Source organism: Novosphingobium percolationis (genome assembly GCF_020179425.1).
Lineage (GTDB): Bacteria > Pseudomonadota > Alphaproteobacteria > Sphingomonadales > Sphingomonadaceae > Novosphingobium > Novosphingobium percolationis.
This window is the reverse complement of the sequence record NZ_JAILYM010000002.1, coordinates 238703-260055: the sequence shown is the minus strand read 5'-3', so window position 1 is coordinate 260055 and position 21353 is coordinate 238703. Positions and strand designations below refer to the sequence as shown.

17 protein-coding genes, 1 tRNA gene and 1 pseudogene are annotated in these 21353 nt (G+C 65.6%); 11 read left to right on the top strand and 8 right to left on the bottom strand.

The genetic code is table 11. The features are described from left to right. Window positions 1–13 precede the first annotated feature (13 nt). Together K3A84_RS05675 and K3A84_RS05670 are read right to left on the bottom strand one after the other, a co-directional pair. Window positions 14–2761, bottom strand: a complete 2748-nt coding sequence (locus tag K3A84_RS05675; RefSeq protein ID WP_225008361.1) for a [protein-PII] uridylyltransferase — start codon at window positions 2759–2761, stop codon at window positions 14–16. A gap of 20 nt (window positions 2762–2781) precedes the next feature. Beyond that, window positions 2782–4488: a class I adenylate-forming enzyme family protein gene (locus K3A84_RS05670; RefSeq protein ID WP_225008360.1), complete on the bottom strand. Its 1707-nt coding sequence runs from the start codon at window positions 4486–4488 to the stop codon at window positions 2782–2784. 155 nt (window positions 4489–4643) lie between these two features. Between K3A84_RS05670 and lgt the strand changes: the two genes are divergently transcribed. The 10 genes and pseudogenes from lgt to K3A84_RS20615 all read left to right on the top strand — a co-directional run. After that, window positions 4644–5567 carry a prolipoprotein diacylglyceryl transferase gene (gene lgt / locus K3A84_RS05665; RefSeq protein WP_225008359.1) on the top strand — a complete coding sequence of 308 codons (924 nt, stop codon included), beginning with the start codon at window positions 4644–4646 and terminating at the stop codon, window positions 5565–5567. Next, window positions 5564–6607 carry a class I SAM-dependent methyltransferase gene (locus K3A84_RS05660; RefSeq protein WP_225008358.1) on the top strand — a complete coding sequence of 348 codons (1044 nt, stop codon included), beginning with the start codon at window positions 5564–5566 and terminating at the stop codon, window positions 6605–6607. Before lgt ends, K3A84_RS05660 begins: the two co-directional genes overlap by 4 nt. 284 nt (window positions 6608–6891) lie before the next feature. Continuing rightward, window positions 6892–7455: a ubiquinol-cytochrome c reductase iron-sulfur subunit gene (petA, locus tag K3A84_RS05655; protein WP_225008357.1), complete on the top strand. Its 564-nt coding sequence runs from the start codon at window positions 6892–6894 to the stop codon at window positions 7453–7455. A 12-nt stretch (window positions 7456–7467) separates the two neighbouring features. Further along, complete coding sequence (locus tag K3A84_RS05650) at window positions 7468–8757, top strand: cytochrome b (protein ID WP_225008356.1); 1290 nt, start codon at window positions 7468–7470, stop codon at window positions 8755–8757. Window positions 8758–8788: 31 nt separating this feature from the next. Further along, window positions 8789–9601: a cytochrome c1 gene (locus K3A84_RS05645; protein ID WP_225008355.1), complete on the top strand. Its 813-nt coding sequence runs from the start codon at window positions 8789–8791 to the stop codon at window positions 9599–9601. A gap of 105 nt (window positions 9602–9706) precedes the next feature. Continuing rightward, window positions 9707–10243, top strand: a complete 537-nt coding sequence (locus K3A84_RS05640) for an adenine phosphoribosyltransferase (RefSeq protein WP_225008354.1) — start codon at window positions 9707–9709, stop codon at window positions 10241–10243. A 61-nt stretch (window positions 10244–10304) separates the two neighbouring features. After that, on the top strand, window positions 10305–11006 hold the full coding sequence (locus tag K3A84_RS05635; RefSeq protein WP_225008353.1) for a glutathione S-transferase N-terminal domain-containing protein: 702 nt from the start codon (window positions 10305–10307) through the stop codon (window positions 11004–11006). Further along, complete coding sequence (locus K3A84_RS05630; protein ID WP_225008352.1) at window positions 11003–11644, top strand: 2-hydroxychromene-2-carboxylate isomerase; 642 nt, start codon at window positions 11003–11005, stop codon at window positions 11642–11644. Before K3A84_RS05635 ends, K3A84_RS05630 begins: the two co-directional genes overlap by 4 nt. Before the next feature lie 37 nt (window positions 11645–11681). Continuing rightward, window positions 11682–11755: transfer RNA gene (locus K3A84_RS05625), tRNA-Gly, on the top strand. 47 nt (window positions 11756–11802) lie between these two features. Continuing rightward, a pseudogene (locus K3A84_RS20615) lies at window positions 11803–12099 on the top strand (DUF6538 domain-containing protein); the annotation flags it as partial. Between the two features lie 171 nt (window positions 12100–12270). On the opposite strand, the gene K3A84_RS05620 reads toward K3A84_RS20615, so the two are convergent. Continuing rightward, entirely contained in the window at window positions 12271–12456 is a 186-nt protein-coding gene (locus K3A84_RS05620; RefSeq protein ID WP_225008351.1) for a hypothetical protein, read from the bottom strand. A 171-nt stretch (window positions 12457–12627) separates the two neighbouring features. Further along, entirely contained in the window at window positions 12628–12900 is a 273-nt protein-coding gene (locus tag K3A84_RS05615) for a hypothetical protein (protein WP_225008350.1), read from the bottom strand. Window positions 12901–13130: 230 nt separating this feature from the next. Here K3A84_RS05615 and K3A84_RS05610 point away from each other — a divergent pair, with 230 nt between their 5' ends. Next, complete coding sequence (locus K3A84_RS05610; RefSeq protein WP_225008349.1) at window positions 13131–13703, top strand: phage integrase SAM-like domain-containing protein; 573 nt, start codon at window positions 13131–13133, stop codon at window positions 13701–13703. Between the two features lie 180 nt (window positions 13704–13883). Here K3A84_RS05610 and K3A84_RS05605 read toward each other — a convergent pair whose 3' ends face one another. From K3A84_RS05605 to K3A84_RS05590, 4 genes are all read right to left on the bottom strand, one after another. Continuing rightward, window positions 13884–14084, bottom strand: coding sequence for a hypothetical protein (locus K3A84_RS05605; protein ID WP_225008348.1), 201 nt, complete (start codon window positions 14082–14084; stop codon window positions 13884–13886). 124 nt (window positions 14085–14208) lie between these two features. Further along, window positions 14209–15264: a sugar phosphate isomerase/epimerase family protein gene (locus K3A84_RS05600; protein ID WP_225008347.1), complete on the bottom strand. Its 1056-nt coding sequence runs from the start codon at window positions 15262–15264 to the stop codon at window positions 14209–14211. A gap of 11 nt (window positions 15265–15275) precedes the next feature. Continuing rightward, window positions 15276–16394, bottom strand: a complete 1119-nt coding sequence (locus tag K3A84_RS05595) for a Gfo/Idh/MocA family oxidoreductase (RefSeq protein WP_225008346.1) — start codon at window positions 16392–16394, stop codon at window positions 15276–15278. A 294-nt stretch (window positions 16395–16688) separates the two neighbouring features. Further along, on the bottom strand, window positions 16689–21239 hold the full coding sequence (locus tag K3A84_RS05590; protein WP_225008345.1) for a beta strand repeat-containing protein: 4551 nt from the start codon (window positions 21237–21239) through the stop codon (window positions 16689–16691). Between the last annotated feature and the right edge of the window lie 114 nt (window positions 21240–21353).

Here is a 21353-nt window from a genome sequence, read left to right as displayed (position 1 = left end):
CCGCCGCGTCGGCTCAGGCCGCCTTGCGCCCGCGCTCCTCGCTGGCGGCTTCAAGCATCTTCTTTTCCACCGCGCGCATCCGGCTTTCATCGTCGACCTTTTCGCCCAGCAGGTCGGTGACGTAGAACGTATCGACTGCGCGCTCGCCATAGGTCGCGATATGCGCCGAATGGACGATCAGCCGCGCTTCGAACAAGGCCCGCGCCAGCTGCGACAGCAGTGCGGGGCGATCGCGCGAACCCACCTCGATCACGGTAAAGCGGTTGGACGCCTTGTTGTCAAAGATCACCATCGGCTGCACTTCGAAAGCATCGGCGCGCGGCCGCGCCGATGGCCGCGCCGCCAGCTGCGGCAGCAGCTTGACCCGGTTGGCCAGCGCATCGGCAATCGCGGTCTTCAGCCGCATGATCTGCGATTCCTCGTTGAGCGGGCGTCCCAGCGGGTCCTGCACGAGGAAGTTGTCCACCGCGGTGCCGTTGCGCGCGGTATGGATCCGCGCGTCGATGATGTTGCCGCCAGCAAGATGAATGCCGCCGGCGATGCGATAGAACAGGCCGGGATGGTCTGCCGCCAGCACCGTCACCAGCGTCGCCCCGCGCGCCGCATACCAGTGCGTCTCGACCGTCAGCGGCTCGCCCAGCGCGCGGTCCATCTGTTGCAGGTTCAGCGCGATGATGTCTTCGGGCTCGGCGATCCAGTAGGCATCGCCGAGCTGGCGCCCGACCGTGCCGATCAGGTTGTCGCGCTCCTTCAGCAGCGCGCCCACCGCCCTCTTCTTGGCGGCGATGCGTTCGGCCCGGCCATGCTGCTTGTGGCCCAGCCGCAGCATCTCCTCGCCCGACAGGAACAGGTCGCCCAGCAGCTGGCGCTTCCACGAATTCCAGATTCCCGGACCGACGGCACGAATATCGACGATCGTCAGCACCAGCAGCAGCCGCAGCCGCTCGACGCTCTGCACCACGTTCACGAAATCGGCGATGGTCTTGTAATCGGCCAGATCGCGCTTGAACGCGGTCGCGCTCATCAGCAGGTGCTGGCGCACCAGCCAGGCGACCAGCTCGGTCTCCGCCTTCGACAGCCCCAGCCGCGGGCACAGCTTCATCGCCACCTCGGCGCCCAGCACCGAATGGTCACCGCGCCGCCCCTTGGCGATGTCGTGCAGCAAGGTGGCGACATAGAGCACGCGGCGCGAGGAGACCTTGGCGATCACCTCGCTCGCCAGCGGGTGCTGTTCCTTCTCCTCGCCCTTCTCGATCCGCGCGAGCAGGCCGATGGCGCGGATGGTGTGCTCGTCCACCGTGTAATGGTGGTACATGTCGAACTGCATCTGCGCGACGACGCGACCGAAGTCGGGCACGAAACGGCCGAACACGCCCGCCTCGTTCATCCAGCGCAGCACCGTTTCGGGATCGTTGCGGCTGGTCAGCAGATCGAGGAACAGCGCGTTGGCGCGCGGGTCCTTGCGCACCGCGCCGTCGATCAGCCCGGCATCGCGGCTGGCCATGCGCATCGCCTCGGGATGGATTTCCAGGTTCTCGCGATCGGCGAGCGTGAACATCTCGATCAGCCGCACGGGATCCTGCGCGAAGAAATCGTCGCCATCGACACCGACCTTGTCGGCCGTCAGCGGGAACACGCCGATCTTGCGCTTGCGACGCGGCTTGAAGCGGGCGAGGAATCCGGTGCGGGCCTTCTTGGCGAACTGTTCGTCCAGCTCGGCCAGGAACACGCCGGTCAGTGACCCCACCTGCTTGGCCTGCAGGAAGAAGAACTGCATGAAGCGTTCGACCGCGCTCTTGCCCGGCCGATCGGCGAAGTTCATCCGCATGGCGACTTCGCGCTGCAGGTCGAAGGTCAGCCGGTCCTCGGCGCGCTTGGTGATGGCGTGCAAGTGGCAGCGCACCGCCCAGAAGAAGTTCTCGGCCCGACGGAACTGGCGGTATTCCAACGCCGTCAGCAGGCCGACGTTCACCAGCTCGGACGGATCGCGCACCTTGTGGATGTACTTGCCGATCCAGTAGAGCGTGTGCAGATCGCGCAGGCCCCCCTTGCCTTCCTTCACGTTCGGCTCGACCACATAGCGGCTGTCGCCCAGCCGCTTGTGCCGCTCGTTGCGTTCGGCCAGCTTCTCGGCCACGAACTGCCGCTCGGTGCCTTCGGCGACTTCGGCCCAGAAGCGCCGCGCGCCTTCCTCGAACAGCGCCTGGTCGCCCCAGACGTATCGCCCTTCGAGCAGCGCGGTGCGGATGGTCAGGTCGCTCTTGGCCATGCGCACCAGATCGTCGAGCGAGCGGCTGGAATGGCCGACCTTCAACCCCAGATCCCACAGGAAATAGAGCATCGCCTCGATCACCTGCTCGCACCACGAGGTCGGCTTGGTGGGCGTGACGAAAGCGATGTCGACGTCCGAATGCGGCGCCATCTCGCCGCGCCCGTAGCCGCCCACCGCCAGGATCGCGATACGCTCGCCGGTCGACCGATTGCTGGCGCGATAGACGTGGCCGACGACATGATCGTGGATCACGCGCACCAGCTGGTCGACGAGGAACGACTGCCCCTGCGCGCATTCGTGGCCCGCCGAAGGCTTGGCCTGAAGCCTTCGTGCCAGTTCCTCGCGCCCCTTGGCCAGCGCCGCGCGCAGCAGTTCGACCACGGCGGGCCGCGCCTTGTCGCCCTGCGCGGCAACCGCGGCGGAAATGGCGTCGGCAAGCGCGCGACGATCGACAATGGCGCGCTGGTTGGCGATCCGGGGAAGCGTCATGCCTCCCCTTTAGCCGCGAATCATTTCGCCGTCTCTGCCCATTCCGCCCGATACTTCTCGCGCAGCGACTTGCGGTCGACCTTCTCGGTGCCGAGGCGCGGCAACGGCTCGTGAACCTCCCACAGCTTCACCGGCACCTTGAACGGGGCGATGTGCTGGGCGAGGAAGGCCTTCAGCTCGTCAGGACTGACCGCGCAGCCTTCCTTCGCCAGATAGACGCCCGCCGGGACTTCACCATAGAGTTCGTCGGGCAAGCCGAACACGCTCGCCTCGCCCACGCAAGGGTGGGCATAGATCGCGGCTTCCACCTCGATGCAGGCGATGTTCTCGCCGCCGCGGATGATGATGTCCTTCTTGCGATCGACGATGAACAGGTAGCCGTCCTCGTCGAGATAGCCCAGGTCGCCCGTGCGGAAATAACCATCGGGCATGATCGCCGCCGCCGTCGCCTCCGGGTTGTTCCAATAGCCGAGGAAGTTGGCGACCGACCGGATCGAGACTTCGCCCACCGCGTTCGCCGCCATCGGCTTTCCGTCGTCGTCGAGGATCGCCATGTCGACCAGCGGGCGCGAAGGCAGCCCTGTGCTGTTGGGCTTGTTGAGGTAGTTCTCGTTGAAGTTGCCCGCGCCCACTCCGTTGGTCTCGGTCAAACCATAGCCGATGATCGGGAAAGCGTGCGGCATGGCCTTGCGCAGCCGGTCGACGTGTTCGACCGGGCGCGGCGCGCCGCCTGCGGCGAAGGTCACGCAGCTCGACAGGTCGTACTTGTCGCGGTCCGGGTGCGTGGCGATCTCGAAGCTCATCAGCGGCACGCCAACGAAGTAGCTGATCTGCTCGCGCTCGATCAGTTCCATCGCCTTGATCACGTCCCACTTGGCCATCAGCACCAGCTTGCGCCCCAGCGCGAACGACTGGAGGAACACCGGCACTTCGCCGGTCACGTGGAACAGAGGCACGTTGACCAGCGTGGACGGCTGGCGTTCGGACGGGGTCTCGCCGCGGGCGACCATCACGCCCAGGCTCATCACGCTTTGCGCCAGATAGTTGAAGGTGCCCTGCACCACCCCGCGATGGTCGGAATAGGCGCCCTTCGATAGCCCGGTCGAGCCCGAGGTGTAGAGCACTGTCGCCAGATCGTCCGGGCCAAGCTCGGGCAGCGGCGTCGTACTGCCACCACCCTTGGCCAGCAGCGCCTTCAACCCCTCGACCGGCGGCACGTCGTGGACCAGCGGCAGGATCTGCGCGCCATGCGTGTGCCCTTCGAGCCGCGCGGCGCGCGGGGCGTCGGCGATCAGGAAGCGGCAATCGACCATGTCGATGCCGTGGACCATCTCTTCGCCCTGCCACCATCCGTTGAGCAGCACCGCGCAGCCGCCCGCCATCAGCACCGCCATGTAGGCTACCACCCAACTGGCGGAATTGCGCGCGGCGATGCCGATGCGGTCACCCTTCTGCACGCCGTAACCTTCGACCAGCCCACCCGCCACTTCGCGCGCGGCAGCGTAGATCGCGCCATAGGTCAGGCGCTGGTCGCCATCGATGATGAACTCCTTGTCGGCATGTTCGGCGCAGAAATGCGCGAGATAAGCCGGGATGCTGGGGGGCGCTGCCGCGATCATCGGCAGGTCCTGCCCATACTTGCGATAGGTCGTCAGCTCGAACATTCCGCCCGACGAAATCAGGCCGTCCATCACCGCTTTCAGTTCACGATCAAGCTGCGTCTGCATCGCGTTTCGTCTCTCTCCAAAGGTCGCGCCGGTCTGTTGCCGGTTTTTGCGGTTTGCCCGCCGATTTTCCCTGTGCCAAAAGCACCGCCGAGGGATGCTTCCGCCACCTTTCGGCAAGCTGGCCGGAAAAGTCCTCAAAAGCAACCTGCACGGAGATGCGCCACTTGCTGTTCCTCTCGGCCGCCGCCGCGCTGGCCCCGCATCAGCCGCTCCAGTGGACTGACCTCGGCCTTTCGCCGATCGCACTCGACCTCGGCTTCTTCACCATCAAGTGGTATTCGCTGGCCTATCTGGCCGGGATCATGCTGGGCTACTGGCACCTGTCCAAGATGACCCGCCAGCCCGGCTCGCCGCTGGCGCAGCGCCACGCCGACGACCTGTTCTTCTATGCCACGCTGGGCATCATCCTGGGCGGCAGGCTTGGCTATGCAACGTTCTACGCGCCCGAGCTGTGGGCGCATCCGCAGAACCTGCTCAAGCTGTGGGAAGGCGGGATGAGCTTCCACGGCGGGCTGATCGGCACCACCATCGCCATCGCCTATGTCGCCTGGCGCGGCGGGCTGAACTTCGTGCGGGTGTGCGATTACATGGCGGTCTGCGTGCCGTTCGGGCTGTTCTTCGGGCGCTGCGCCAACTTCGTGAACGGGGAGTTGTGGGGCCGCATCACCACGCCCGACATTCCCTGGGCGATGGTGTTCCCCGGCGGCGGCCCGATGCCGCGCCACCCAAGCCAGCTCTACGAAGCCGCGCTCGAAGGGATCGTGCTCGGCGTGGTGCTGCTGACGCTGTACTGGAAGACCCGCGCGCGCTGGCGGACCGGGCTGCTCGTGGGCGTGTTCGGTTTCGGCTACGCGCTATCGCGCTTTACCATCGAGTTCTTCCGCGAACCCGACGCGCAGTTGCAGGACTTCGCGCACCGCTCGGGCCTGTCGATGGGCCAGTGGCTGACGCTGCCGATGATGGCACTGGGTGCGTTCCTGATCGTACGCGCGCTCAGCCGCCCGCCCGTCGCCGTCTCGTTCGCAGGCGCCGACCGCAACGCCGGCAGCACCGTGGAGACCGGAGCCGGCCAGGCGTGAGCGAACCCTTGCGCCGCGTGTTCGAGCGGCTGATCGTCAACACCGGGCCAATCAGCGTGGCCCACTACATGGCCGAATCGAACGCGCGCTACTACGACAGCCGCGATCCGCTGGGCAGCGGCGGCGACTTCGTCACCGCGCCCGAGATCAGCCAGATGTTCGGCGAGCTGCTGGGGCTGTGGCTGGCCGACATCTGGATCCGCGCCGGACGGCCTGCGCCCGCGCACTATGTCGAGCTGGGCCCCGGGCGCGGCACGCTGGCGCGCGATGCCCTGCAGGCAGCGCGGCGCTTCGGGCTGGAGACCCGGCCTCACTTCGTCGAAGGCAGCACCGCGCTGAAGGCCGCGCAGCTGGACCTGCATCCCGATGCGGTGTGGCATGCCGACCTTTCGACATTGCCGACCGATGGTCCGCTGTTGATAGTCGCTAACGAATTTCTCGATGCACTGCCGGTGCGCCAGCTGGTGAAGGCCGCGAGCGGCTGGCGCGAGCGCATGGTCGGGCTGGTCGATGGCCGCCTTGCGCCGATCGTCGGCGACCGGCCGATGGATGCGGCGATCCCGGCCGACCGTCGCGATGCCCCCGAAGGCGCGATCCTCGAAACCTGCCCGGCGGCAGCAGCAGTGCTCTATGAAGTGGCCGGGCGGCTCGCAAGCCAGGGCGGCGCGGCGCTGTTCATCGACTATGGCCATGCCGAACCGCGCCTTGGCAGTTCGCTCCAGGCGGTGCGCGCGCATCGCATGGTCGATCCCTTCGCCGCACCGGGCGAGGCGGACCTGACCGCGCACGTCGACTTTTCGGCGCTGGCCCCGATCGCGCAGTCACGCGGGGTGCGCTGGCTGGGCACGGTGGAGCAGGGGCGCTTCCTGCGCCTGCTGGGCATCGATGCGCGGGCAGACGCGCTGGCGCGCGCGCAACCGGACGAGGCCGCCGCCATCGCCACCGCGCGCGACCGGCTGATCGGCGAAGGGCAGATGGGGGCGCTGTTCAAGGTGATGGGACTCGCCGCAGCCCACTGGCCCGAAGGCGCGGGCTTCTGATCCGCCCGCAGCCATCGCGGCACCGCGCACAATAGCGCGAAACTGGCGGAAATCCGGCATTCGCCGCTGCCCAAAAAGCCTGTTGGCAAACGTGCGGATTTGCGTCTATCAGGCGCGCCAAGTGGGGTAGGGCGCGCTGTGCGTGCGCACGTGTCCATCCCGTCCGTGCGGTGACGGTTTCCTCTGGGTTTTGTCCCATGTGGCCCCGTTTCCGCCCGGTTCAAGAGGGGCAAGTTGGACCGCGCCCGGTCCGCGGGCGCGGCGGCAGCAGGCAGGGAATTTCAATGGCTGATGAGGCGACGATCGATCCGGCGGAAGTGACCGGAGAGGGCGTGCGGCGGCGCGATTTCATCAATATCGCGGCGGTTAGTTTCGCGGGCGTGGGCGGCCTTGCCGTGCTCTACCCGCTGGTTTCGCAGATGAGCGCGTCGGCCGACGTGCTGGCTGAAAGCTCGACCGAGATCGATGTCTCGGCCATTGCGCCCGGCCAGGCGATCAAGGCAGTGTTCCGCAAGCAGCCCGTGTTCTTGCGCAACCTGACCAAGGCGGAAATCGCCGAGGCCGAAAAGGTCGATGCCGGTTCGCTGCGCGATCCCCAGACGCTGGAGGAACGCACCAAGCCCGGCAAGACCAACTGGCTGATCACGATGGGCGTCTGCACCCACCTCGGCTGCGTCCCGCTGGGCGCTGGCGAAGGCGAAGTGAAGGGCGAGTTCGGCGGTTATTTCTGCCCCTGCCACGGCTCGGTGTACGACACCGCCGCCCGCATCCGCAAAGGCCCGGCGCCGAAGAACCTCGAGGTGCCTCCCTATGAATTCACTTCCGACACTGTCGTGAAGATCGGCTGAGGATAAGACCCGATGAGCTTTCCCTGGGCGAACGAATACAAGCCTAGCCACCCGCTAATGCAGTGGCTGGACGAGAAGCTGCCGTTGCCGCGCTTCGTCTACAACGCCGTCGGCGCCGGGTATCCGGTGCCGCGCAACCTCAACTACATGTGGAACTTCGGCGTCCTCGCCGGCGTCTGCCTGATGATCCAGATCGTCACCGGCGTGATCCTGGCGATGCACTATGCCGCCAACACGGGCGTGGCGTTCGACAGCGTCGAACACATCATGCGCGACGTGAACTGGGGCTGGATGCTGCGCTATGCGCACGCCAACGGCGCCAGCGCGTTCTTCGTGGTGGTCTACATCCACATCTTCCGCGGCTTCTTCTACAGCTCGTACAAGGCCCCGCGCGAGATGATCTGGCTGCTGGGCGTGGTCATCTTCCTGCTGATGATGGCAACCGCGTTCATGGGCTACGTGCTTCCCTGGGGCCAGATGAGCTTCTGGGGCGCCAAGGTCATCACCGGCCTGTTCGGCGCGATCCCGCTGGTGGGCGAACCGCTCCAGCAGTGGCTGCTCGGTGGCTTCTCGCCCGACCAGGCCGCGCTGAACCGCTTCTTCTCGCTGCACTTCCTGTTGCCGTTCGTGCTGGCGGGCGTGATCATCCTGCACATCTGGGCGCTGCACATCCCCGGCTCGTCGAACCCGACCGGCGTGGAAGTGAAGCAGGAATCGGACACCGTGCCGTTCCACCCCTACTACACCGCCAAGGACGGCTTCGGCCTGGGCGTGTTCCTGATCCTGTACTGCGCCGTGCTGTTCTTCGCGCCGAACGCGCTGGGCCACCCGGACAACTACATCGCTGCGAACCCGCTCTCGACGCCGGCGCACATCGTTCCCGAATGGTACTTCTGGCCGTTCTACGCGATCCTGCGCGCCTTCACCTCGGACTTCTTCTTCATCCCGGCGAAGCTGATGGGCGTGCTGGCGATGTTCTCGGCAATCCTGGTGTGGTTCTTCCTGCCCTGGCTGGATACCTCGCCGGTGCGTTCGGGCCACTATCGCCCGCTGTTCCGCAAGTTCTTCTACCTGTTGCTCGTCGACGTTGCCGTGCTCGGCTACTGCGGCGGCGCGCCGGCTGCGGAACCGTTCGTGATGATCTCGCAGATCGCCGCGGCGTACTACTTCCTCCACTTCCTCGTCATCCTGCCGCTGGTCTCCTCGATCGAGAAGCCGCAGCCGCTGCCGTACTCGATCACCGAGGCCGTGCTGGGCACCGACGAGGGCGCCGTCCTCAACGCTAACCCCGCCGCTGCCTGAGTCAGCCGAAGCGCAAGAGAAAGAGAACCCCATGGTCCGTCTTTTTGGCCCCCTGGTAGGCCTGTTCTTCGCAGTCGCGCTGCTCTGGTCGTTCGGTAATGGTGCCTATGTCGCCATCACCGAACCGGCTGCGCCGACCGCGGAAAAGCTGTTCCACAAGCACCCGAAGGAAGTCGAATTTTCCTTCAACGGTGCGTTCGGCAAGTTCGACAACCAGCAGCTCCAGCGCGGCTTTCAGGTCTACAAGGAAGTCTGCTCGAACTGCCACTCGCTCAAGCAGGTTGCGTTCCGCAACCTCGCCGACCTCGGCTATTCGGAACCCGAAGTGAAGGCGATTGCCAAGCAGTGGGCGACGAAGGCCAAGACCTTCGACGCCAAGACCGGCGACGCGGGCGAGCGTGACAACCTGCCTGCCGACCACATCCCGCCCGTGTACTACGCTGGCCAGGGCAGCCCGCCCGACCTGTCGCTGATCACCAAGGCGCGTCACGAAGGCTCCGCCTACGTGTACTCGCTGCTGACCGGCTACCAGGACCAGCCTGCCGAACTGCTCAAGCAGTTCCCGGACGCCAAGACCCCGGAAGGCCTGCACTTCAACCCGTACTTCGCGAACCTGAACCTCGCGATGCCGGCCCCGCTGACCGATGGCGGCGTGACCTATGCCGATGGCACCAAGGCCACCGTCGACCAGCAAGCCAAGGACGTTGCCGCGTTCCTGACCTGGACTGCGGAGCCCAAGCTCGACAAGCGCAAGCAGACCGGCTGGGCCGTGCTCGGCTTCCTGCTCGCCGCGACCGTGCTTGCCTACCTCGCCAAGAAGAACGTCTGGGCCAACGCCCACTGATCTTCTTGCCCGACGGCAAACGACAAAAGGCCACCGGAAACGGTGGCCTTTTTCGTATCCGGCGATATGCCTCCGTCCGCCCGTCACGATCGAGCGAGACCCACGATGACCCCGGAAGACCTCAAGGCGCTGGTGCGCACCGTCCCGGACTTTCCCGCCCCCGGCATCCTGTTCCGCGACGTGACCACGCTGATCGGGCACGGCACAGGCTTTGCCGCCACGATCGGCCACCTTGCCGACCGGGCGCGTGCGGCAGGCGCCGAGGCCATCGCCGGGATGGAAGCGCGCGGCTTCATCTTCGGCGCCGCCGTGGCCGCGCGGATGGACCTGGGCTTCGTGCCGGTGCGCAAGCCGGGCAAACTTCCGGTGCCGACGATCGGCGTCGACTATGCGCTGGAATATGGCCGCGACCGGCTGGAGATCGATCCGCAAGCAGTCCACGCCGGACAGCGCGTGGTGCTGGTCGATGACCTGATCGCCACGGGCGGGACGGCGCTCGCAGCAACCGAACTGCTGCGCAGCGCCGGCGCCCTTGTCGAACACGCGCTGTTCGTGATCGATCTACCGGATCTGCAGGGCGCCGCACGGCTGCGCGGCGCAGGCCTTGCCGTCGAGGCGCTCATGGATTTTCCCGGGCACTGATCGCCCCGCACTTGCTCCCTGCCCCGTGCCGTGCTGCAATGCCGGGCGGGAGAGAGAACCGATGATAGAGCTTCATACCGCACCGACGCCGAACGGCTGGAAGGTGTCGATCATGCTCGAGGAATGCGGATTGCCCTACCACGTCCACTGGGTGGACATCGGCAAGGGCGAGCAGTTCGCGCCCGACTTCCTCGCCATCAGCCCGAACAACCGCATCCCCGCGATCGTCGATACCGCCCCTGCTGACGGCGGTGATCCGGTGCCGGTGTTCGAAACCGCCGCGATCCTGATCTACCTCGCTGAAAAGACCAGCCAGTTCCTCCCCGCCGACTTGCGCGGCCGCAAGGAAGTGCTGGAATGGCTCTCCTGGCAAGTAGCAGGCCTTGGCCCCATGCTTGGCCAGCACGGCCACTTCGCGCTCTATGCGCCCGAGCGCCTGCCCTATCCGACCGAGCGCTACCGCCGCGAGACGCTGCGCCTTTACGGCGTGCTCGACCGTCGGCTCGAAGGCCGCGACTTCATCGCCGCCGACCAGTACACCATCGCCGACATGGCCTGCTGGCCGTGGATCCGCACGTGGAAGGCGCAAGGCATCCCCCTGGCCGACTTCGTCAACGTGCGCCGCTGGTACGATGCGCTGAAGGAGCGCGAAGGCCTGCGCCGCGGCGTGGCGCTGGGCGCAGATCGCGTGCGCCGCAATCCGCAGGACGACGTCGAAGCCGCGCGGACGCTGTTCGGCATTTCCGGAAAAGGGCTCGCATGACGATGACCAAGACCACGATCGACTTCTTCTTCGACCTGTCCTCGCCTTGGACCTTCCTCGCCTTCAACAACGTTCAGCCGATCCTCGCCGAAACCGGCGCACAGGTTCGCTGGCGTCCCTTTCTCGTCGGCGGCGTGTTCAACGCGGTGAACCCGCGCGTCTACGAAATGCGCGCAGATCCTGAACAGAAGGCGATGAAGCGCAGCTTCGGCTGGCTGAAGGAATGGGCGCAAGCGGCGGGCCTGCCGATGAACTTCCCCTCGCCCCACCATCCGGTGAAGTCGGTCAACGCCATGCGTTGCGCCTGCGTCCTGGAAGCGGACCAGCCCGCCCTGTTCCGGTTCGCCGACGCCGCCTTCCGCGCCTATTTCGGCGAGGCGCGCAACATCGACGACCCCGCCGAACTGGCCGCCATCGCCGATGCGATCGGGCTTGACGGCGCGGACCTGCTGCGCCGTGCGGGGGAGCAACCGGCCAAGGACGCTCTGCGCGCGAACACCGACGAAGCGATCGCGCGCGGCGCCTTCGGCTCGCCGACGATCTTCGTCCCGGACGGCAAGGGCGGCGAGACGATGTATTTTGGAAACGACCAGCTACCGCTCGTCCGCGAACGCCTCAAAACCGCAAACCAAGGTTGACGCCACGCCCCCGCCCGTGGCAAGCGCGAGCCAGCGGGCGGGTATAGCTTAGTGGTAAAGCACCAGCCTTCCAAGCTGGCTATGCGGGTTCGATTCCCGCTACCCGCTCCAAGCCTCCGCAACATCCTGAAAACACGCAGAAATCCGCCATCGAGCGAGTGGATTTGCGCGTCTGGGCCACACAAGTGGGGCACAATCATGTGCCGAATGATGGCCTAACGCTCTGTAATCGTGTCGGAAATCGTCCGCCAAAGTGGGGCACACGGTTGGGGCACAAAGCATCCATCCGAGGGTTGGAGCTGCGTGGGTCGATTTATCAGTTTCGGGTGCGAGTTCCGGTCGATCTCCGAGGCGCACTGGGCTGCTGCCACATCAAACGGTCTCTGCGCACAGACAGCCTTGCCCTAGCAATTCGATTGAGCAGGAAAGTGGCCTACGAGGTTGAGGCGATGTTCGAACAGACGCGGAAGGAGATCGGACTCGATTTCGACGACCGCCTGCTTTCGTCAGCTAACGATCCGCAGATAGGGACAGCGACGACACTGGCACGATCCCGGCGAGCGTCCGCTCCGAAAGTTGCGATCCAACCCGTAGGAGAGGTGGCAACGACAGGCAGTGTTCTCACGCTATCCGATCTCTATGGTCACGTCACGGTTCATCGACGCCCCGAGGATCGTGGTGCAGGTCGGGATGAACAGCGGCTCCTCTGGCTTCGGCTTTGGTGTCCGGCGCAGGGTCAGGAACGCGATGAGCACGCCGACGATAGCCACGCCGATGGCGATGATGGCGAGCACGATGGTGAGGTCGGTCATTCTAATCTCCTTTGAGTTGATGACCTTCCCTGCCTGCTCGATGGCGTCACATCACGGGCGAACCGCCTGCACCGCCGACAACCACGCCCAGATTTCTCGGGTCGATCTCGTGGCCCCGGACGCAAAAAGGGCGGCTCTCGAAGCCACCCTTTCCGTTGATCTGACGCTTGATCAGTCGAGTTCGAAGTAGATGCGCAGCGAGCGGAAGGTCGTCGGCGTCACCGCATACTGTCCTTCCCCTTCGCCCACCTCTTCCCAGTTGTCCCACGCGAACAGGAAGGCATTCTCGTCGCCCGTAACCGTGCGAGTGCGCTGGGTCACGCGGCCTTGGAAGTGGCCGATCTTCTCGATGCCGATGGCAGTGAGCAGTTTGGCTTGGATGATCGGCCCGTGTTCGGCGAAGACCTTGAGACCCGCGATGGTCTTGTCCGAGCAGCCAGCCATAACCACCCCACGGAGAGGCCCTTTGTTCGTTGGCTTGCTCCCGTAGCAGCCGAACCCGCAACGCGGCCAGCTTGGCTTTTGACCCGTAGCTCGGGATGCTCCGGTATCTGCTGGCTTTTTCGCGCTGGTAGCGATTTTCCATGACTTTCATCCGATAGCGCGCCTTCGCGATTGGCGCGCCCAGGAGCAGACCGAACAACCGCCTGTTCACCAACAGGTAGTGCCGCGCGTTGCTCACGCTCTCGGACATCTACGACCGGTATATCAAAGACCCCACTCGACGCCGGTCGGCCCGCACTATGCTCGCGCATGAGTCTACCCGACGCGTGGTCGAAGATGTGCTCGGAGCGTCAACGCCGATCGCCAATATCACGCGCGAGCAATGCCGCGATCTGCTGGAAACCCTTCGCTGGTTGCCAGTCAACCATAGCAAGAAGCACGGCAAACTATCGGTGCGAGATGCGGCAGCTTTGGCCAAGCGGGACGACCGAATCAAGACGATCAATCCGACGAACCTCAACGCATACATGGCGAGGTTTGCTACGATGATGAACTGGGCGGTTTCCGAGGAATACCTTGGTCGGAATCCAGCGCGCGGCCTTCAATTGGCAGAGACAGTCCACCCCCAAGATCGACGCCAACCCTTCGAAGTGTGGCAGCTACAGCGGATTTTCAACGCACCGATCTACACAGGCTGTAAGGATGCCCAGAACGGCTACGCCGTCCCCGGCCCGGTGATTGCGACCGGCGCGAGATACTGGGTGCCGCTTATCAGCCTGTTCACGGGCATGAGGCTGACTTGATCATCTCGACGAACTCATCGGACATCTCACCCCGGCACAGCGGGCAGCTCTCGATCCTAACAAGGTCGCGAGGATCGAAGCGGCGTTGAAGTCAGGCCTCTCAATCAATGCCACGGCAAAGAGGCTCAAAGTCGGCGTCGGCACCGTTCACCGGCTCAAAACCCGAATGGCAGCCTGATCTCAATCCGTCCGGGGCAAGATCGCAACGAAGCCGTCCAGCCATTCGCTGAACTCCTCGAAGGTCATTGTCACTCCTTCTGACCCAGAGGCCGCTGACTTGATCATCTCCACGAACTCATCGGACATCTCACCCCGGCACAGCGGGCAATCGTGATCATCCTGATTGTCGTTGTCGCCGCAGCGTTCACCGTCCTCAACCACGATCCTCGGAGCCTCCTCGAATGACGAAGTCCCACCATATCACAGGCTCATCAGGATCGTGCGCTCGGGTTCAGTTCCCGCTACCTCCAATTTCCCGTCAAGTTCTGCCCCGGCTGCCTTCCCGTCAGTCGAACCCCATGAGCTTGCGGTTGAGTGTGCGGTCCGACCCGCTGTCGGCGAAGTCGTCGAAGGCCTTGTCGGTGACGCGGATGATGTGGCGCTGGATGAACGGCGCGCCTTCGGCGGCACCCTGTTCCGGGTGTTTGAGCGCGCATTCCCACTCGAGTACGGCCCAGCCTGCGTAGTCATACTGCGCCATCTTGCTGAACACCTGCCCAAAATGGACCTGCCCATCGCCAAGGCTGCGGAAGCGGCCGGGGCGGTCCACCCAATTCTGGTATCCGCCATAGACGCCCATTCGGCCGCTGGGGCGGAACTCGGCATCCTTCACGTGGAAGCACCTGATGCGCTCATGGTAGATGTCGATGAACGCGAGGTAGTCGAGCTGCTGCAGCACGAAGTGGCTGGGATCGTAGAGGATATTGGCGCGCGGATGATTGCCGGTGCGCGCCAGGAACATTTCGAAGGTCACGCCATCGTGCAGGTCCTCGCCCGGATGGATTTCGAAACCGACATCCACACCGTTCTCTTCGAACACGTCGAGGATCGGCGTCCAGCGGCGGGCGAGTTCGTCGAAGGCGTCCTCGACCAGCCCCGCCGGGCGCTGCGGCCAGGGATAGAAATAGGGCCAGGCAAGCGCACCCGAGAAGCTGGCGTGGGTGGTCAGGCCCAGGCGGCGGCTGGCCACGGCGGCAAGGCCCATCTGCTCGACTGCCCATTGCTGGCGCGCCGCAGGGTTGCCGCGCACATGGGGTGCAGCAAAGCCATCGAACAGCGCGTCGTAGGCCGGGTGCACCGCGACGAGCTGGCCCTGCAGGTGGGTGGACAGCTCGGTGATCGCAAGGCCCTTTGCCGCGAGTTTGCCCGTCACCTCGTCGCAATAGTCCTGGCTTTCCGCCGCGAGCGCGAGGTCGAACAGGCGCGCATCGTTCGAGGGCAGTTGCAGGCCCTTGTAGCCGAGACCCGCCGCCCAGTCGGCGATGGCGTCGAGCGAATTGAACGGTGCTTCGTCGCCCGCGAACTGCGCCAGGAAGATGCCGGGGCCCTTGATCGTCTTCATCGGTCGGTCCTTCATATATCGAGCGCGACCCAGCCGGCACGGTCGCGGCTGGCGGAAACGGCGGTGGCGATGAAGGCCATCGAGCGCAGGCCATCGGCGATGCCAGGCAGCAACGGTGCGGCTTCGCCGCGAAGCTGCGCCGCAAAATCGCGGTAGAGGTTGGCGAAGGCTTCGAGATAGCCTTCGGGGTGCCCCGTCGGGGTGCGGCTGCGCGCTGCGGCATCGGGGCCGAGTTGCGAGCCGCCGGCATGGACGATCTCGCTCCGGCCATCCGCCGTGTTGACGGTGAGCGTGTTCGGCCGCTCCTGTGCCCACGCCATGCCGCCCTTGTCGCCATAGATGCGGAAGCGCAGGCCGTTGCGTTCGCCGACCTCGATCTGGCTGGCGAGCAGTACGCCTCTTGCACCGTTGGCGAAGCGCAAGAGCACGGTGCAATCATCGTCGAGCTGGCGGCCGGGCACCACCGCGCCGAGGTCGGCGAGAAGCTCGGTGACGGCGAGGCCGGTGACGAACTCGGCCAGTTGGAAGGCGTGGACGCCGATATCGCCGATGCAGCCGCCAAGCCCTGCGCGCGCCGGATCGACGCGCCATTCGGCCTGCTTGCCCGCCGCTTCGCCCGCGAGCCAGCCTTGCGGATATTCGACCACAACCTTGCGCACCGTGCCGATCGCGCCTGCTGCAATGCGCGCGCGCGCCTCACGCACCAGCGGGTAGCCGGAATAGGTATAGGTCAGGCCATAGGGAAGCCCGGCTGCGGCGACGAGGCCGGCCAGTTCCTGCGCCTCGGCGAGCGTCGCGGTCATCGGCTTGTCACTCAGCACCGGAATCCCCGCTGCCAGCGCGGCGCGCGCCGCGGGCAGGTGATGATGGTTGGGGCTGACCACGGCGACGAAATCGATACCTTCATCGCGCGCCGCTTCGCCTGCCAGCATCGCGTCCACGCTGGCGTAGGCGCGCGCGGGGTCGATGCGATAGGTCTGGCCCGCCGCTGCCGAGCGCACTGGATCGGACGAGAAGGCGCCCGCCACCAGCTCGATCTCGCGGTCCATTTCCGCGGCGATGCGATGGATCGGCCCGATGAACGAGCCCGGCCCACCGCCGATCATTCCCATACGCAGGCGTCGCGTCATCGTGCTCCCCCAGTCCGGCGAAGGCGAGGAAGGTCGTGCCGACCGGCACGGCATCGCATGATGGATGCGCACCTGCCCGGTCCCGCTGGTGCCGACCTTCGCCTTCCGTGTTGACGTAACCGGCGGATTGAACCGCCCTGGCCGTCGCGATCGCATTTTTGTAATCGATTGCAAATCGATCATACGTATGCGGCATTCCGGGAATTTCCGGCAGGGCATCGCATGAGCATCAACTTTGTCGTGCAGGGCAAAGGCGAGCCGCCGGACCGGATTCCCGGCCCGGCGCGCTTTGCCTTACAGCACGAAGTCTGCCGCCTTGAGCGCCGCGAACGCGCTGTCGAGGATGATCGTGAAGTCGGCCACATGGTCGCCGTCGATATCGCCCGAGAGCTCGGTGTGGCTGCCCACTGCGTCGAAGCGCAACTGCCCTGCGGCGGTGAACGCGGCCTTGCCGATGAAGGCAAAGGCTTGGTCGCCCGCAAGTGTGGAGTTGGCGTCGATGCCCGACACGTCGACCACGTCCTTCTTCTGCTTGAAGTCGGTGATGTGATCGACGCCGTTCGCCGCGTTGCTATCACTGATCGCGGCGAAGACGAACCTGTCAGCCCCACCGCCGCCGGTCAGCGTATCCGCGCCGAGCCCGCCGACGAGGCGATCATCGCCGCTATCGCCGCGCAGCACGTCGTTGCCGTCCCGGCCCAGAAGAAGGTCGTTGCCCGCGCCACCGTTGAGCGTGTCGGAAAACGCCGTGCCCGCGATCGAGTCCGCCCCTGCCAGACCGTTGATCGCCAACACGCCGGTCAGCGCCACGCTGGCAAAATCGAACACGTCGGCGCCCTTCGCGCCCTGCACGGTGAGGCTGCTGCCCGTGATCGCCTCGATGCCGGTCAGAGCGGAGAACGAGATCGCGATGCCCGCCGCCGTCGCCTGGACCGTGTCGAAGCCCTGCCCGCCGTCGATAGCATCGATGCCGTCGCCGCCGCCGATATAGATGATGTCGTCGCCCGCGCCGGTAGCAATCAGGTCTGTGCCCTTGCCGCCGGTCACGCGATCAGCGCCGCCGTGGGTGATGATCGTGTCGTTGCCCGAACCCCCGTTTATGGTCCAGTTGTTGTTGTTCACGCCATCGAAGACATCGGCTTTCTTGGTGCCGGTGTAGCTCTGCGGCTCGGCCACATCGCCCACCGCGATCGTCAGGTCCTTCTGGAACCATGCGCCCGCCGCGTCGGTCACGCGCACCGTCACGGTGTGCGACGTGATCGCTTCGTAATCGAGCACCGCGCCGCTTGCGAGCGTGAGCGCGCCGGTCGTGGCGTTGATGGCGAAGCGGCCACCGGCATTTGCCACCAGACTGTAGGTCAGCGCGGCATCGTCCACGTCCGTCCCGCTCACTCTACCCACCAGCGTTCCGCCCGCGCTGTTCTCAAGCACGGTCGCATTGTCGATCGCCAGGGCATTGGGCGCATCGTTGACGGCGGCAAGCGCATAGCCGAGGCTGGCGGCCATGGTGTCCACGCCGTCGCTCACGCCATAGCCGAGCGTGACCGCACCGTTGAAGTTGGCGCTAGGGCTGATGGTCCAGGTGCCGTCGTGGTTGTCCACCACCGTCCCGTCGCTTGCGACAAGGCCCGTGACCGCCAGCACATCGCCTTCGACATCGGTGAACCCGGCCAGCAGCGCAGCGGCGCTGACGGTATAGGCCGCATCCTCGGCGCCCGCCGCCAGGGGCGCCCGCACGCCCGTCAGCGCGGGAGCATCGTTGGCAGCCGCCAGCGTGAAGCCGAGCGATGCTGCGGTCGACGCGACGCCATCGGTCACGTCATAGGACAGCGTGACCGCGCCATTGAAGTTCGCGGTCGGCGCGATCGTGAAGGTGCCGTCGTGGTTGTCGGTCACCGTGCCGTTGCTGGCGACAAGGTTCGCCACGGCCAGCGAATCGCCATCCATGTCGCTGAAGCCCTGCAGCAATTCGGCAGCCGTCACGACATAGGCAGTGTCCTCGGTGCCCGCTGCCAGCGTCGCCTGCGCCTCCGTCAGGCGCGGCGCATCGTTCACGGCATCGAGCACGAAGGCCAGCGTTGCGTCGGTCGAACCGCCGTGGCCGTCGGTGATGGCAAAGCTCAACGTCACCGTGCCGTTGTAGTCGGCGGCGGGCGCGATGGTCAGCGTGCCGTCGCCATTGTCAGTGACGGTGCCATGGTCGGCGGTCACCGACCCCAGCGTCGGGCCGTCCTCGTTGGCGTCAGTGAAGCCCGCCAGCAGATCCGCCTTGCTCACGCAATAGGCGGTGTCTTCGGCTCCGTGCGCCAGCACCGCCGCCGTGCCGGTCAGCGCGGGCGCGGTGTTGATGCTCGAGGCCGTGACCGTGCCATCGGCGAACTGGAAGTGTTCGACGCCCGTCACGGTGTCGGTTCCGTCGGTGCCGGTCACGGTGAAGGTCGTGCCGATGCGGGTGATGGTCGAATCCGCGATATTGCCCGCGAACACGGCGGTATCGTCACCCGCGCCGCCCTTGATCACGTCGTTGCCGCCACCGCCGGTGATCGTGTCGTCGCCCGCGCCTGTGTCGATCGTGTCGGCCCCGCTGCCGCCATAGACCGCGCCGTGGAGCGTGCCGGTGTTGGTGAAGCTGTCCCCGCCATTGCCCAGCGTGACGCTGCCGTTGATCGTGCCATCGCTGACGATGGTGTTGGCCAGCGCGCTGATGATGACGATCGCCTCGCCCGAATCGCCGGTAATCGTACCATGGTTGGTCAGCGTCAGCGCGGCGAAGGCATTGCCGAGGTTGCTGTCGTCGACCTTGATGCCGCGTTCTTCGGAATGGATCGTGCCATAGTTCAGCACGGTGCCGCCGCCGATGGCAAGGCCTTCGTTGCTTTCGAGCGGGGTGTGGCCCAGCGCCTCGATCAGCCCGCGGTTGGTGATGTCCACCTGCCCGTCGACGTCGATGCCGTCGCCATCGCTCAGCCCGTTGGCGGTGCCGGTGATCGTGCCGGTCGCCTGGTTGACGATGACCGTAACCGTGGTGCCTGCGGTGTCGAGATTGAGGCCGCTGCCGCCGTGGCCGGTGATCGCGCCTGCGTTGTCGAAGCGGCCGAAGGGCAGCTTGGCAGTCACGCCGTGGCGCGCGCCGTCGATGGTGGCGCCTTCGTAGTTGTAGACTTCCGCATCGACCGCCGATTGCAGGTCGATGCCGTCCGAGCCGGTCCCGCCGGCGCTGTTCCCGGTGATCGCGCCGTAGTTGTTGATCACGCCGTTGTTGCCGATGCGCGCGCCATCGTTGTCGGCCGCCGTGATCGAGCCGTAGTTGTTGATCTGGACCTGGCCGAGATACTTCCCGTTCAGCCCTGCAAGGTCGATGCCCTGCCCGCTGCCCGCGCCGGTGGTGCGGATCGCGCCTTCGTTGTCGACCGTGAAGTTGCCGTTGAACGTGCCCGAGAACGTGCTGCGTACGGCATCGTTGGCGGATTCGATCATCGCGCCGCTACGGTTGTAGACGTAGAACGTGCCCCCCGCGGCCGTCGCGGTCAGGTCGATAGCGCGCGCCGAACCGCCGCTGATGCTCGCCCCGGCGAAGTTGACGAGCGAGATCGTCCCGCCCGAAGCATTGGTCATCGCCACGCCATTGGTCGCGCCCGCAACCGTGCCGTGGTTCCACAAGTGGAAGCTCGACGTGCCCGATACAGGCGCCGTCGCCACCGCGCCGATCGCGGTGCCGCCGGTGCTGGTGATTGTGCCATCGTTGGTCAGGTCGACACCGCCCGCCACCGAAGCGACCTCCTCGTTCCACGTCACCGGCGTGCTGCTGGCCGAAAGCGTGATGCCTGATGCGACGGTGTAGACGTCATCGCCCTGCAGCGTCAGGTCGTCGTTGGTGATCGTGCCGGTCCCGTCTGCGGTCGCGACGGTGCCGTTGACCGCGTTTGAAAGGTGGAGCGTGAAGGTCTCGTTCGCCTCCACCGCAAGATCGCCGTTGACCGTGACGGCCACGGTCTTGCTCAACTCGCCCGGCGCGAATGTCAGCGTGCCCGACGTGGCGGCATAGTCGCTGCCCGCCAGCGCCGTTCCATCGACCGTGGCGAAATCGACCGTGACCGTTTGCACCGAGGCGGAACTGAGCGTCACCGTGAAGGTCAGCGTCTTCGTCCCGCTGTTGCCTTCGGCCACGCTGACGCTGTTCACCGAAAGGCTGCCGAGCGGCGTCGCCACAAGCGCGGCGGACTGGTTGGCGCCATAGATCAGGTCGCCCGTGCCCTTGGTCCAGTTGGCGGTATTGGCGATGAAGGCTGCATAGTCAGTGATCGCGGGATAGCCGCTGTGCACGCCGCTGTAATAGGCATTGTCGCTGCCATCGGTGAAGCTGACCGCGTACTTGCTATCGAGCGTCGAAGGGATCGGGTCCTGCGCATTGCCGATGTTGATCATCGCCAGGAACGCTGTCGGCGTGCCGACCGCGCTGTCGCTGCCGGCGGTGAAGGCGTAGATCGAATCGGACGTGCTGCTGAGGCCCGGGTTGGCGCTGCCGGTGGAGACCACCCAGCTTGCCGTGCCGGTGCTGGCCACGGGCGCGTTGGCCTGGTTGCCCAGAACCTGGATCTGGATCACGGCCCCTGCCGCGACGCCGCCTGCAGGCGCAACCCACTTGAAGTAGGATTCGCCACCGCTGGGCGTGCCGTTGAACGTGCCCGACGTCGCACTGGTCAGCTCGTTGTCGGTGAAATAGATGACCTCGCCCGCAGCAATCGCCTTCAGTGCGGTAAAGGCGACCCAGTCCTGATCAGTCCCGCTGCCTGCGCCGGCCGTATTGACGCCAACAAATGCGATATCACCCTGACTGACGGCCATGAAATTCCCCACAAACTAAAGTAAAGGGGTCAAACCCCGATCAACAGGACATCGCTAACCGGGCCTTGTGGCGGACTAGTGACAAATACGTAGTCCTGGCGGGCAGCCCTGCCA

Excerpts from the sequence above, each read along its gene's own strand:
- K3A84_RS05675 (WP_225008361.1), bottom strand. The coding sequence starts at position 2,761 with ATGACGCTTCCCCGGATCGCCAACCAGCGCGCCATTGTCGATCGTCGC.
- K3A84_RS05670 (WP_225008360.1), bottom strand. The coding sequence starts at position 4,488 with ATGCAGACGCAGCTTGATCGTGAACTGAAAGCGGTGATGGACGGCCTG.
- lgt (WP_225008359.1), top strand. The coding sequence starts at position 4,644 with ATGCGCCACTTGCTGTTCCTCTCGGCCGCCGCCGCGCTGGCCCCGCAT.
- petA (WP_225008357.1), top strand. The coding sequence starts at position 6,892 with ATGGCTGATGAGGCGACGATCGATCCGGCGGAAGTGACCGGAGAGGGC.
- K3A84_RS05650 (WP_225008356.1), top strand. The coding sequence starts at position 7,468 with ATGAGCTTTCCCTGGGCGAACGAATACAAGCCTAGCCACCCGCTAATG.
- K3A84_RS05645 (WP_225008355.1), top strand. The coding sequence starts at position 8,789 with ATGGTCCGTCTTTTTGGCCCCCTGGTAGGCCTGTTCTTCGCAGTCGCG.
- K3A84_RS05640 (WP_225008354.1), top strand. The coding sequence starts at position 9,707 with ATGACCCCGGAAGACCTCAAGGCGCTGGTGCGCACCGTCCCGGACTTT.
- K3A84_RS05635 (WP_225008353.1), top strand. The coding sequence starts at position 10,305 with ATGATAGAGCTTCATACCGCACCGACGCCGAACGGCTGGAAGGTGTCG.
- K3A84_RS05630 (WP_225008352.1), top strand. The coding sequence starts at position 11,003 with ATGACGATGACCAAGACCACGATCGACTTCTTCTTCGACCTGTCCTCG.
- K3A84_RS05620 (WP_225008351.1), bottom strand. The coding sequence starts at position 12,456 with ATGACCGACCTCACCATCGTGCTCGCCATCATCGCCATCGGCGTGGCT.
- K3A84_RS05615 (WP_225008350.1), bottom strand. The coding sequence starts at position 12,900 with ATGGCTGGCTGCTCGGACAAGACCATCGCGGGTCTCAAGGTCTTCGCC.
- K3A84_RS05600 (WP_225008347.1), bottom strand. The coding sequence starts at position 15,264 with ATGAAGACGATCAAGGGCCCCGGCATCTTCCTGGCGCAGTTCGCGGGC.
- K3A84_RS05595 (WP_225008346.1), bottom strand. The coding sequence starts at position 16,394 with ATGACGCGACGCCTGCGTATGGGAATGATCGGCGGTGGGCCGGGCTCG.
- K3A84_RS05590 (WP_225008345.1), bottom strand. The coding sequence starts at position 21,239 with ATGGCCGTCAGTCAGGGTGATATCGCATTTGTTGGCGTCAATACGGCC.